11 protein-coding genes are annotated in these 13,204 nt (G+C 64.9%); 7 read left to right on the forward strand and 4 right to left on the reverse strand.

The window, feature by feature from the left end; genetic code table 11:
- Window positions 1-229 precede the first annotated feature (229 nt).
- Complete coding sequence (locus ABD301_RS42460; protein WP_425551961.1) at window positions 230-802, forward strand: hypothetical protein; 573 nt, start codon at window positions 230-232, stop codon at window positions 800-802.
- Window positions 703-1,134, forward strand: a complete 432-nt coding sequence (locus ABD301_RS42465; RefSeq protein ID WP_425551962.1) for a transposase — start codon at window positions 703-705, stop codon at window positions 1,132-1,134. Before ABD301_RS42460 ends, ABD301_RS42465 begins: the two co-directional genes overlap by 100 nt.
- Window positions 1,135-1,152: 18 nt before the next feature.
- Here the strand turns inward: ABD301_RS42465 and ABD301_RS18660 are convergent, their stop codons facing one another.
- From ABD301_RS18660 to ABD301_RS18675, 4 genes are all read right to left on the reverse strand, one after another.
- Window positions 1,153-2,061 carry a 2-dehydropantoate 2-reductase gene (locus ABD301_RS18660; protein WP_344311528.1) on the reverse strand — a complete coding sequence of 303 codons (909 nt, stop codon included), beginning with the start codon at window positions 2,059-2,061 and terminating at the stop codon, window positions 1,153-1,155.
- Window positions 2,062-2,079: 18 nt separating this feature from the next.
- A complete protein-coding gene (locus tag ABD301_RS18665) occupies window positions 2,080-3,756 on the reverse strand; it encodes a DUF4091 domain-containing protein (RefSeq protein WP_344311530.1) in 1,677 nt (558 codons plus the stop codon).
- 78 nt (window positions 3,757-3,834) lie between these two features.
- Complete coding sequence (locus ABD301_RS18670; protein WP_344311531.1) at window positions 3,835-5,181, reverse strand: 6-phospho-beta-glucosidase; 1,347 nt, start codon at window positions 5,179-5,181, stop codon at window positions 3,835-3,837.
- The gene (locus ABD301_RS18675) at window positions 5,178-5,936 is read right to left on the reverse strand and encodes a DeoR/GlpR family DNA-binding transcription regulator (RefSeq protein ID WP_344311532.1); all 759 of its coding nucleotides are present in this window, start codon (window positions 5,934-5,936) and stop codon (window positions 5,178-5,180) included. The genes ABD301_RS18670 and ABD301_RS18675 overlap by 4 nt, the downstream gene beginning before the upstream one ends.
- Before the next feature lie 136 nt (window positions 5,937-6,072).
- Here ABD301_RS18675 and ABD301_RS18680 point away from each other — a divergent pair, with 136 nt between their 5' ends.
- The 5 genes from ABD301_RS18680 to ABD301_RS18700 are packed head-to-tail and all read left to right on the forward strand — an operon-like array spanning window position 6,073 to window position 13,087.
- Window positions 6,073-7,194, forward strand: a complete 1,122-nt coding sequence (locus ABD301_RS18680; protein ID WP_344311533.1) for a carbohydrate kinase family protein — start codon at window positions 6,073-6,075, stop codon at window positions 7,192-7,194.
- 20 nt (window positions 7,195-7,214) lie between these two features.
- Window positions 7,215-8,585, forward strand: coding sequence for an ABC transporter substrate-binding protein (locus ABD301_RS18685; protein ID WP_344311534.1), 1,371 nt, complete (start codon window positions 7,215-7,217; stop codon window positions 8,583-8,585).
- A gap of 7 nt (window positions 8,586-8,592) precedes the next feature.
- Window positions 8,593-9,552 (forward strand): carbohydrate ABC transporter permease, encoded by a 960-nt coding sequence (locus ABD301_RS18690; protein ID WP_344311535.1) that lies wholly within the window; start codon window positions 8,593-8,595, stop codon window positions 9,550-9,552.
- On the forward strand, window positions 9,549-10,370 hold the full coding sequence (locus ABD301_RS18695; protein WP_344311537.1) for a carbohydrate ABC transporter permease: 822 nt from the start codon (window positions 9,549-9,551) through the stop codon (window positions 10,368-10,370). Before ABD301_RS18690 ends, ABD301_RS18695 begins: the two co-directional genes overlap by 4 nt.
- 50 nt (window positions 10,371-10,420) lie before the next feature.
- Window positions 10,421-13,087 carry a sugar-binding protein gene (locus ABD301_RS18700; protein WP_344311538.1) on the forward strand — a complete coding sequence of 889 codons (2,667 nt, stop codon included), beginning with the start codon at window positions 10,421-10,423 and terminating at the stop codon, window positions 13,085-13,087.
- The last annotated feature ends 117 nt before the right edge of the window (window positions 13,088-13,204 follow it).

Raw genomic sequence — 13,204 nt, forward strand, 5'->3', positions numbered from 1 at the left:
GCCGCATAAACATCTACCTGGCCGCCGGGCACCACCACGCCCGGCGGCCCACAACCCTGCAGACGAGCCATCGCCTTCACACCTTTGTTGTATGGGGCCGTTCCCTGGTGCGGCCAGACGGCTTCTGAGCGCCGGAGCCACCGTGCCAAATAGCAGACCGACCACTAGATGATCTATTCCAAGGGGTGGCGCCGTGCGGACGTGAAGCGAGGGTGTCCATGATCGTTTTGTGACGAACAACCTGGACACCGTCGCGACCACACTCTATGTCAAGGTCGATGACCTGCTCAAAGAGTCCCCTGACCTGGCGCCTTGGCGTCCTGTGGTTGGTATTGCTCCCAAGCTCAGCGATGCCGAACTGGTCACTCTGGCAGTTATCCAAGCTTTGCGTGGGTTCACCTCCGAATCCCGATGGTTGCGTTTTGCCCGAGCCCACATGAGGCATCTGTTCCGGTACCTGCCTCAGCAGTCTGGCTACAACAAGCGGCTCCGCGCGGCAGCCGAGCTGATCAGGTCGGCGATCCGCGTGTTGTCCATGGACACCACGCTGTGGACTGATGACGCGTGGGTCGTGGACTCCACCCCGGTGGAATGCGGACGCTCGAAGGAAACGGTGAAGCGCTCGGACCTGGCTGGATGGGCCGAGTACGGCTACTGCGCCTCACATTCGCGCTACTTTTGGGGACTGTGCTTGCATCTGGCGTGCACCCTGGGCGGTTTACCGGTCGGATTCGCGTTGACCGGCGCGAAGGCCGACGAACGCCAACCCCTGCTGGAGATCTTCCATCTCGACCCACCTTGACCGCCGATCGCCCCAACCAGACCCTGATCGGGGACAAGAACTACTTCGGCACCGAATTTCGACATCCTGCTCAGCCAAGCAGGGCTGCGCCTGCTATGTCCCGCGCGCAAAGGCGAACCCGAACGAGCCGGTTCAGCCCCCTACGCCAAACTGTCGAATCGATCAACCAGACCCTCAAAGGCCAGCTTGACCTGGAACGACACCGCGGCCACACCCCCAACGGGGTGATCGTGCGAGTCCTACAACGCATCCTGGCCCTCACCACCGCAATCTGGCACAACGACAAGGCCGCACAACCCATCAAACGATCTCTGATCGCATACGACCACTGAACCCTCGGAATAGGTCATCTAGAGATGCCGGCCTTGATAGACGCGCAGAGTCAACGTGGTCATTTCCAGCACTGGCACTGAAACTCCGAGCCCGCGCGCACGTTCGACAAGGTCTCCGAAAATAGCCTCGACCTCAATCGAATTGCCGTCAACCAGGTCGCGATAAAGCGATGACGTGAAGGACGAGCCGGCCTGGGTCAGCATCGTACGGGCAAAGGCGGGATCGGCCGGATAGCCGGCGACGGCCGTTATCGCGAAACATTCAGCGATGACGGCTTCGACGAAATCGATCCCGCCAGGTGCTGCCACCACGTCGCCCACAGTTCCCCGCGGCAGGCCGGTCACCGCGCCCGCAGCTGCGATGAATGCCCATTTCGCCCACATGTCGGCATTAATGGTTTTCGACAACCCGGTCGGAAAGCCAGCGCCGCTCAGTTCCTTGTGTACGTCCGCCAATCGCGCCGGTGCCGGCTCGCGCCGTGCGCCGTATTCCAGGCTCTGCAGGTCTGCCAGCCGGACAATGTCACCATCCGGGCTGATGCTGGTCGCGACTTTCGCGACACCGCCCAGAACCGCATCCTCGCCAAACGCCGCGACGAGCGCATCGATATGCCTCATGCCGTTCAGAAACGGGATGATCAGCGTGTCCGGCCCAACCGCCGGGTACATGTCCGCTATCGCCGCGTCAAGCGCGGTCGCTTTCACCGAAACCAGCACCAGGTCGTACGGGCCGTCGATCTCGCCCGCCAGCACCAGCCGCGGCGTCACCACCGTGTCCTCGCCGAGGCCGGTGATCCGCAGGCCGCGGCCATGCAGAGTACGCGCGCGAGCCGCCCGTACCAGGAACGTCACGTCCCGTCCCGCCGCGGCGAGCCGACCGCCGAAGAACCCACCGGTCGCACCGGCGCCTACCACCAGAATCCGCATACCTGTGACAAACCGCGATCAGCGCCGGATTCTTCCCGACCCGGCCGCGACCCGCAGGGCCTTGCTCTGTCGCACCATCAGGTCGATGTCGTCGGAGAAGTTGTCGAAGCTGGGCACCAGCGATGCCGCGAGGCTGTGCGCGGTCGCCGGATCGCGCTCTCCGAGGATCCGCAGAAGCTCGTAATCCTGCAGACCGTCGCGTGTGGACAGCCCGCGGACACTGCTGCGCACGGTGTTGTGCGCTGGGTCCGGATAGACGATATAGCCGTCGCCGGGGCGCGCCTCATTTCCACCGGTGCCGGTGTATCCCGTCTCCGCCCAAGCGTTGTAGCCCCAGTGAAAGAAGCCGGTCAGGCCGGCCGCGTAATTTCCCCACGAAATCTCCTTCGCCGCGTAATGCGGCATGGTCGACATTCGATCCAGCCAGCCAGCGCCCGGATCCGCACAGTAACCGCAGGTATAACTCCAAACCTGCTCGCCGAGCGCCTGCCGGTCGGCATAGAAGCCGGGGTCTGAGGTGTAGTTCTGCACGCTGGGGATCCAGATGTCGACGCTTCCCGCGTACGAACCCTCGTCCGCGTTGATCGCGTCCTGAGTAGTGGCGATGCTGCCAAAATACGATCGATAGAGGTTCACAGTGGATGCGAACGCGGCCGGGTTGGCCGGTTCGTCGCTGATCGACTGATACCACATCGCGGTCCAGCCTTTCGTGTCCAAATGACTTTTGAGCGCTGGGATGTACTGGTTCAGCCAGCGGTTCGCGGCGGTCGAGCCGACCGGCGCGAGCACGATGTGGCGGTTGGCGTCAATGATCCAGACGCTCGAGGAATTTCCGCCCGGCCCGGCATTGAGCAGCGATCCTCCGCGCAGCGACCGGATCGATCCATCGGCGAGAAACGTCTGCACGAATCTGTCGAAAACCCTCCAGTCAAAGGAATACTTCGAGCCCACCAGCCGGGTCTGTCCACCCAGGAGCGTGTCGATCGGTACGTGCACCTGGTTCTGTCGCTCCGACTTCATTTCCCGGGCAATATTGCCGATCAACGTCCACCACTGATCCGAGTAGCGGGTGTAGCCGTACTGATTGTGGATGTCGTCACCAATCACCGAGGCGTCGGCATCGCTGTAGTCGTCGAAAAACGCGCTCCAGGTGCCGGAGGTGTACGTGCTGTCAATCGCATCCGGGACCGTCACGTCGTAGACCGTCAGCGCGATCGGGAAAGTGGTGTTCCCGCTGATTGTGTTCACCGTGACCGAGCCATTGTACGCACCGGCGGCCTGGTTCTTGGGAACATAGACCGTCACGAAGATACCCTGTGTGGTGTTCCCCGGCACCGTGACCCAAGGGTCGTTGCTCAGCGGATCAGGCACCGCCGTACCAGAACCGGTGGGATCGTAATACTGCTGGAGCCGGTAAGTGAGGTCGCCGCTCCCGATCGTCCCGGCGCCCGTAAGATCGGTGAAGGTCACCGACTGGATCGTGAACTTCGACGTTCCGCGCAGCAGAATCTGATACGACTGGAATTCGTTGCGAGCCGCATCCCAGCTAACCATGGTTGACGCCGCCCGGGGCTTTGCGCTCTGTTGCAGGACAGTCTCGTAGGGCGTAGCGGTCCACGACACCATCGCGGTCTGTGGTTGCACGCCCGAGAGGGACACCGCCGCGAGCGCAGTGGCGATCAACAGTCTCGTCATGATTTCTCCCCACTGGCGGTTCAGTCGGGGTGGATCATGCCGGTAAGCGCGACTGCGGACAAGAGCAGTTGTCAGTTTTCAGCGAGAGCGCAACACAGCCGCCACCTCGGGGATCCGGTTCCGGTAGCCGGAAAGCAGAACTTTGGCCGTGGAGACCGAATCCACCAGTGGATGAACCGCGAACGCCGTCAACGCCACCGATGCCGAACCACTGCGGGCCGCTTCGATCGTCAACTGCTCGGCCGCCTTCACCTGTTGCACCAAGCCCAACTGATCTCCGGCCAATGGGCTGGTCGCGAGCGGGTGCGGACCGTTCGCGTCGACGGTGCACGGCACCTCGACGACCGCCTCGGGCGCCAGTCCGGGCACCGCGGATCCGTTGCGTACGTTCAGAATCATCGCGGTCCGCTCGCCGCGGGAAATGGCCGCCATCAAGGCCAGCGCGACGCCTTCGTAGCCGCCGCCAGCGATGTCTTCCTTGTCCCTGCCCGGATCGGTCTCAGCCCGACTCTCCGCCATGTAGGTGGCGTCTCTTTCTTCCCTTACGCGGCGCCATTCGGCCAGCGCCTTGGACGGTTCTTTCGCCACCGCGTTGTAAAAGTCTCGCTGCTGGCGGAGCAGGAATTCACCGCGAGTAGCCGGCGAGCCCTTGATCGAGGCGACCGCGTCCCGGGTGAAGTAGTAATAGTAGAGATATTCGTTGGGAATGCAGCCAAGCGCGGCGATCCAGTCAGCGCCGAACAGCCGGCCCTCCTCGATGGTGGCCAGCGCGTCCGCATCAGCCACCAGAGACGGCAGCACATCGGCGCCATCGAAGGAAAGCCGGCGCAGCCAGCCGAGGTGATTCAAGCCGACATAGTCCGCCGTGGTCAGGTCAGGATGGAGATCAAGCGCTCGGGCGGCCCGCCGGCTCAACCCGATCGGCGAGTCGCAGATGCCCACCACCCGATCGCCCAGGACCTGTTGCATCGCCTCGGTGATCATGCCGGCCGGGTTGGTGAAGTTGATGACCCATGCCCGCGGACAAAGGGCGGCGACCCGCTCGGCCACCTGCAGGGCGACCGGCACGGTCCGCAGCCCGTACGCGAGCCCGCCCGGCCCGGTGGTTTCCTGGCCAAGCAAGCCAAGATCCAGCGCCACCCGCTCGTCCGCGGTGCGCCCTTGGAGGCCGCCGACCCTGATGGCGGAAAACACGAAGGTCGCGTCCCGCAACGCTTCGTCCACATCCGTGGTCGTTCGTACGACCGGCGGCTTTTCGTATTCTCGACCCATTTGGTCGAGCACCTGGCCGATCGCGGTCAGCCGATCGACGCTGACATCGTACAAAGCGACTTCGGTGACTCGCCGCTCATGGGTGTCTCGCAGCAAAGCGCCGTAAACCAGCGGCACCCGGAACCCGCCGCCGCCCAGAATGCAGAGTTTCATCCGGTCACAACCTCCACGCCGGCCGCGGCACACGTCCGTAACGTGGAATCGTCGGCACCCTCATTGGTCACGATCATGTCGATGTCAGCGGCTCCACAAACCCGCAAGGCGCCGGTGCCGGGAAATTTGTGTCGGTCCGCCAGCAGCACGGTTTTCTTCGCCGCGGCCACGATAGCCCGCTTCACCGGCACCTCGACCAACGTGGTGTCCAGGATCTGACCGTCCGGCCGGACCCCGCTGGTGCTCAGGAACGCGATATCGGCACTCACCTGCCGCAGCGCGTCCTCGGCCAGCACCCCCACCAGCGAATGGTACGGCCGGCGGACGAGACCGCCGAGCAGGATCAGCTCGATGTTCTCCGCCTCCCGCAACACATCGAAGGCGGCGAGGTTGCCGGTGATCACGGTGATCCGGCGACACATGAGCAGCTGCGCCAAATACATCGCAGTGGTGCCCACGTCGAGCAACACCACGTCACCGTCGGCGACCAGTTCGACGGCTCGCCGGGCGACCGCCTGTTTGTCCGCGGTGTCCCTGGCGGCGACCGCCGCGAACGGCATTCGCTCGTCGACGTCGTCGGCCACGTGCGCACCGCCGTGCACCCGGATGAGCGTGCCTTCCCGGTCCAACTGGGCGAGGTCGCGCCGGACGGTGGACGAACTGACCTTGAGCGACCGGGCCAGCTCCCGCACTTCCGTGGTGCCTTCCGCACGCAGCCGGCGGACGATCTCCGCATGGCGTTCGTGCTGCAGCATGCCGGCGACCATACCAGTCACAAACGCGCACAACCAGCCGCAGTCGCGCATGTACGCTCAGCAACAGGTTGTCACATTGCACGTATCCGGTTAGTGTTGCGCAAGTTCAAGAACATGAATGGAGAGTTGCCGGCCGATGTCCGAAGGTGCGTACGATCCGCTGGGCGACAGCCGCCACCCGGACGACCCGGACATCGACGTTTTCCTGTCCGGAACGGTCTTTCTCGACATCGTCTTCACCGGTCTGCCCAAGATGCCCAGCGCCGGCACCGAAGTCTGGGCCGAGGGCATGGGGTCCTGCCCGGGCGGGATCGCGAACCTGGCGATCGCGGCGAGCCGGCTCGGCCTTCGGACCTCGCTCGCGGCAGCTTTCGGCGACGACGACTACGCCGACTTCTGCTGGCGAACGCTGGACGAACAGGAAAGCGTGGACCTGTCGCGGTCCCGCCGGTTCGAGCACTGGCATTCGCCGGTCACCGTATCGATGGCCTGTGCCGGCGACCGAAGCATGCTCACGCATGGCCACGAATCGCCGCTGCCAGCCAATCTGATGATTGGTCAGCCACCGCGTTCGCGTGCGGTCATCTGCGATCTGACCGCACCGGACACCCTGGGCAGCGCGGCGGAAAACTCGTGGGCGGAGTTGTCCCGCACCGACGGCGCCCTGGTTTTCGCCGACGTGGGCTGGGATCCAACCGGTATGTGGTCCAGCCAGATGCTGGATCAGCTCGGTTACTGCCACGCTTTCCTTCCCAACGCTGGCGAAGCGATGGCCTACACCCGTACGGACAGCCCCCAGGAAGCGCTTTACACGCTGGCCGACCGGGTTCCGCTCGCGGTGGTCACCAACGGCGCCGAGGGCGCGATGGCGATCGATTCCACCACCGGCGAGGAAGCGCACGTGCCGGCGCCACGAGTGACCGCGCTGGATCCGACCGGCGCCGGCGATGTTTTCGGCGCCAGCATGGTGTTGGGCACGTTGTCGGGCTGGCCGCTGCAAAATCGGCTCGCGTTCGCGTCGGCCTGCGCGTCCCTGGCCGTCCAGCAGTTCGGCGGATCGCTGGCCGCGCCCGGCTGGGGCGACATCGCGGACTGGTGGCACAGCGTAAGAGACCACGGCAGCCGGGACGCCTATCACACGTCTTTGGTGCGCCGGTACGGATTCCTCGACGAGTTGGTGCCGACCGTGCCGGTCGGCGCGGTCCGGCGGGCCGCCGCGACCATCGCGCGCTACGCCGACGTTGCTCAGGTGCCGTAACCGCAGACGAAGGGAAACCCATGTCGCTGCAGCGAAAGATGCGACTGGCCGTGGTGGCTGGCGCCGCGATGGCGATAGCGGCGGCATGTGCTCCACCCGGCTCCGGCGGCCCCACTGGGCAGTCCTCGGACCGCCCGGCCGGCAGCATTTCCACTGACCCGGCCAAAGCCGGCCAGGTGACCCTGAACGTCTGGGACCAGGAAGTCCGCGGCGGCCAGAACGCCGAGGTCGCCCAGTTGAACAAGGAGTTCCAGGCAAAATATCCCAACGTCAAGATCGTTCGTACGTCCAAAAGCTTTTCGGACCTGAAAACGACTCTCCGGCTCGCGCTCTCCGGCAGCAATCCACCGGACGTCGTCGAGGCGAACCAGGGCTATCCAGACATGGTGACCTTCGTCAAGGCCGGCATGCTCACCTCGATGGACGGCTACGCCGGCGTTTACGGCTGGGACAAGCGATATCCGAAAGCACTGCTTGACCTCAACCGAGTGAGCGCGGACGCGAAGCACTTTGGTACGGGCAAGCTTTACGGCATCTCGCAGCAGGGCGAATTCGTCGGTGTCTACTACAACAAGGCGCTGCTGACCAGCCTCGGCCTGAAGCCGCCAACCACCTGGGCCGAGTTCACCGCGGATCTGGCGACCATCAGGACAAAAGGCCAGCTGCCGATTCAGTTCGGCAACCTGGACAAATATCCGGCGATTCACACGTACGGCGTGATCCTCAGTCAGCTGGCTGGCAAACAGTATGTTCGCGACCTGGTTTTGGGCACCGGCAAGGCGTCCTGGACAGACCCACGAGCCATCCAGGCCGCGCAGGTGCTGCAGACCTGGGCGAAGAGCGGCTATTTGACGCCCGGCGCCAACGGCCTCGGATATGACGACGCCGCCAAACAGTTCGCCGCCGGTAAGGGCGTTTTCCTGCTCACCGGCACGTGGGAGGCGGCCGACCTGAAAGGCCCGATGGGCGACAAGCTCGGCCTGATGCCACCACCACCGGCCAGCGCCGGCGGCCCGATCACCACCATGGGCGGCGAAAGTCTCGCGTGGGCCATCACCAGCAAGTCCAAACACCCGGACGTTTCCGCCGCATACCTGAACTTCCTGACCAACCAACACGCGTCCGACGTGATGACCCAGACCGGCAACCTGCCAGCGGTGCCCGGCCCGGCCGCCGCCGCGTTGCCCGCCGGCAGCCCTGAAGGACAGCTGGTGGCGGGTTGGCAGCAGATCAGTGCGAACGACGGGCTCACGCCCTATCTGGACTACTCCACGCCGACCTTCTACGACACTTTGACCGCCGCGCTGCAAAGCCTGATCGGTGGCCAGACGACGCCACCGCAGTTCACCCAGACGCTGCAGAAAGACTACGGCACCTTCCACCAGTCGTAAGGCGGCCATGACCGACACCGCGATTCCGGTCGCCGACACCGCAAAACCGCCGGCCCGGCCACCAAAGCAGTGGCTGGGCGGGCGGTATCGTCGGCGTGCGCCAGGTGAGCCGCGAGCCATCGGCTACCTGTACGCGGCACCCGCTCTCGCGCTTTTCGCCGTCCTCATCCTGGTGCCGTTCGGGCAGGCCATCTGGTATTCGCTCTATAACTGGGACGGCCTGTCGGTGGCCACCTGGGCTGGCGTGAGCAACTACACCGCACTGGTCACCGATCCCAGCCTGCGCGGACCGTTCGTACACGCGCTGATTCTGTTGATTTTCTATGCTCTGCTCCCCATCCTGGTCGGACTGCTGCTGGCCGCGGCGATGTCCAGGGTGCGGATCCACGGCATGACCTTCTTTCGGACCGTGCTGTTTCTCCCGCAGGTGCTGGCGATGGTCGTTGTCGCGCTGTCCTGGCGGTGGATCTACGCACCGCAGGGCCTGCTCAACAATGTTTTGGACGCGATCGGCCTGGGTGCGTTGGCGCGACCCTGGTTGGGCGACTTCCAGCTCGCCCTGCCGGCGGTGGGTCTGGTCGGTACGTGGGTCGAGTTCGGCCTCTGCATGGTGCTTTTCCTGGCCGGCTGCCAAAAGATCCCGCGGGAGCTGTACGAGGCGGCCCGACTGGACGGCGCCGGCCCGTTCCGCGAGTTCCTGGCCGTCACTTTGCCCGCGCTGCGCCCGGAAATCGCGGTGGCCGCGACCCTGACCATCGTGGCCGGGCTGCGCAACTTCGACCTTGTCTACATCACCACCGGCGGCGGCCCCGGCGACGCGACCGCGGTGCCCGCCTTCGAGGTTTACCACCGTGCTTTCGAAACCGGTCAGGTTGGCTCTGCGGCCGCCGTCGGGGTAAGCCTCGCGGCGCTGATTTTCGTGCTGACCGTGGTGGTTTCCCGGGCGATCGAGGGACGGCAGTCGTGACGGGCAGATTCGAGCGGGTGATGACGTACGCGATTCTGGCGGTCTTCAGCGCGATCGCGCTCGTTCCGGTGCTCGGTGTGCTGTCCACCGCCTTTTCCGACCCCCAGTCACTGAACACCGGGTTCGCGCTGCCCGATGGGTTGCACTGGGCCAACTTCGCGCAGGCCTGGACGCGCGGTCACTTCAGCAGCTATCTGCAGTCGTCCATCATCGTCTCGCTGACCGTGGTGATCGCCTCCGCGGTGCTGTCCACCCTCGCCGCGTACGCCTTCGGGACCATGCGTTTTCCTGGCTCCTCGGCACTTTTCTATCTCTTCCTGATCGGGCTCACCCTTCCCGAGGAAGCACTGGTCATCCCGCTCTATTACGACCTTCGAGGCTTCGGGCTCACCGACACGTACTGGGCGCTGATCCTGCCGCAGACCGCGCAGTCGATCGCCTTCGGGACCTTCTGGATGCGGGCGTTTTTCCGCGGTTCGCACGGTTCGCTGGTGGAGGCCGCTCGCATCGACGGTGCCAACAGCTGGACAACACTGTGGCGAGTGCTGGTGCCGGCCGGTCGACCAGCCATCACCACCATGGTCGTCATCACTTTCATGTGGACCTGGAACGAGTTCCTGCTGGCCCTGGTGATGGTCACCTCGGACAGCCTACGGACCGTCCCACTCGGCCTGGTCTTCTTCCAAGGCCAGCACAGCTCCGACTTCTCGCTGCTGGCCGCGGCCGCCGTCCTGGTCGCCTTGCCGGTAGTCGTCGTCTACATAGCACTCCAGCGCCGATTCATCGAAGGCATGCTTTCCGGCGCTGTCAAGGAATAGGCACCGCAGTTTCATCCACATAGCAGCATTTCGGACGCTAGGAGTCTCGGATGCGTGTGCCCAAAAGCCTGTTGACGGCTGCCCTCACCACAGCTGTCCTCACCCTCGGCTTGCCCGCCGCGGCAACAACAGCGGCGGCCAGCCCCCACCATCCCGGCCACGTCGACGTGCTCTTCATCGGGGCACACCCCGACGACGAGGCCGGCAACCTGGCCACTTTCGGTCAATGGAAGGAAAATCAGCATGTCACGACCGGTGTCATCACCGTCACCCGCGGCGAAGGTGGCGGGAACGCGGTCGGCCCCGAAGAAGGTCCGGCGCTCGGCCTGATCCGGGAAGCAGAGGAACGCAGGGCGGTCGGGATGGCCGGCATCACCGACGTGCACAACCTCGACAAGGTCGACTTCTACTACACCGTTTCGGCGCCACTGAGCGCGACGGTGTGGAACGAGCAGCAGACCTTGGAGAAGATCGTCCGGCTGGTACGGGAAATCCAGCCAAAAGTAATCGTCACGATGAACCCGTCACCGTTCCCTGGGCAACACGGCAACCATCAGGAGGCTGGCCATCTCGCCATCGACGCCTTCTACGCAGCCGCTGACCCGACGGCGTTTTCCAGCCAGCTCAGCAAAGAGCGGCTCAACACGTGGCGGACGGCGCGGATCTTCAGCGCTGGCGGCGCTGGCAGCGGCCCAGCAGGTCCCAGCTGCGCTGCGACCTTCGTCCCGACGGATCCGACCGCACAGATTTTCGGTGTCTGGACAGGCACTCAGTCTCCGGCGCACCGGAAAAGCTGGGCGCAAATCCAGCGAGACGCTTCCCGCCAGTATCTGACCCAGGGCTTTGGCACCCAGCCACCGACCGTTTCGACCGATCCCACCCAGCTGGGCTGCGAAACCTTCACCCAGATCGACTCACGGGTGCCGTACGACCCGCACAGCACCGCGACAAGCGCGATGCTGCAGGGAGCTACCCAACCGGCGCCCGGAGGATTGCCACTGGGCACCGAGTTTTCCCTGACCACATCGACCTTCCAGGTCTCCCCCGGCAGGCCTTTCACAGTCACCGCACACTTTTCTCCGCTACCGCACGCGAAAGTGAGCCTCACCTTGCCGGCCGGTTGGACCGCGACCACCACCGGGGCGACGACTTTCACCGTTACCCCGCCGGCAACCGCGGCTGTGAGCACCCGGGCCACCATTGGCGGCACGCTGACTTCGGGGCGTACGAGCGGAACAACCGCCCGAGCCGTCGCGGTCACCGCGGCTGTCACGGCGACCCAACAACTGCTCCCCCAGGTCGCGGATTTCCAGGCCTGGGCCACCAAAACCGGCGTTCCGCAACTGCTCGGCTTCGTCAAGCCAGTGCTCACCCTGGCCAGCGGCGGCAGCCGGCCGGTGGCGATTTCGGTGACGAACAACAGCACCAGCGTGCAGTCCGGCACGGTGACCCCGCAACTGCCGGCCGGATTCACCGCGGACGTACCGTCCAAGCCGTACGGCAACCTCGCGCCAGGCGCCACTGGCACGGTCACTTTTGCCGTACGGAACAGCGATCCGAGCCTGCCCACCGCCAACCGGGGCGGTGTCGGTGGCGACTATGACTACCCGATCACCACGTCGTCGTCCGGTGCGAGCGACACCGCACACGCCGCGCTCGAGCTCGTACCCACCACGACAATCCCGCAAGCGAGCAGCACACCCACCGTGGATGGGAGCGCCGAACCGGGTGAATATCCAGGCGCCACACTGGATCTTTCTCGCCGCTGGGAAGGTGACGCCTGTACGTCCGCGGCCGACTGTTCCGGCAGCGCACAGGTTTCGTGGTCCAATGACGCGCTGTATTTCCTCGTCCACGTCACCGACGACACGCTCGGAAAACAAGTGGACCCCACCGACTGCAAGCGGCACTGGCGGACCGACTCGGTGGAAATCACCCTGGATCCGCGCGGCACCTCGGAAAACACGTCCACCACTTTCAAGAGCGGCATCTTCCCGGTCACCAGCGGTGGCCCGGCCTGCTTTGAGCGGGACGCCGACAACCATCAGGGGCCAGGGTCCGACACCGCGCCCGGAATGCAGGTCGCCGCGAAGATTTCCAGCCCGTACAACGGCTACACCCTGGAAGTGAAGATCCCACTGGCCGACCTGCCGGCCGCGGTGGACCCGGCGCACCTCGGGATGAACATTCTCATCTATGACTCCGACACCCAGGACCTCACTGGCCAGACCCGGCTGGCGTGGTCACCTTTCGGTGGCGTACAAGGAGATCCATATCGCTGGGGAGTGGCCACAGTGGACGGTTACACCGCACCGCCGGGCCGCCCGATCACCCCGACCCCGCCGGTGATCCCGGCCACCGCTGCCTCCAGCCTGGACTCACCGCAGTCGATCCTTCAGTCGGCCACCATCGGCGTCCCCCTGGCCGGCGGCCCGGCCGCGGCTCGCTCGCGATCCGCCCAGACCGCCTTCCTACGAAAAGACACGGTGACGGCGCTGCTGGCCCCCACCGGCGCGGGCACCGCACACATTTTCGTCTATGACCCCACGCACGGGACTCTCGCGTCGACGACGATCGCTGTTTCCGGTGCGGGCGTACGAACCGTCCGCCTCCCGGTCACGCCGGCCAAAATCACCGCGCAAACCCGTGTCCTTGTCGCCTTCGACGCCGGCACATCCGGCACCACCAGCAGCGCCCTCAGAATTTTCAGAACCTAGGGCGTGTCTCCTCATTCCAGGTGGATGAGGGTCGAGATCCAAGCGTCGTCTGCCGGTGCCGGGCGGTCGCCTTCATACCGTTGTTGTATGGGGTGATCGCCCGGTGCCGGGTAGCGT

Source organism: Fodinicola feengrottensis, assembly GCF_039530045.1.
GTDB classification, from domain to species: domain Bacteria; phylum Actinomycetota; class Actinomycetes; order Mycobacteriales; family HKI-0501; genus Fodinicola; species Fodinicola feengrottensis.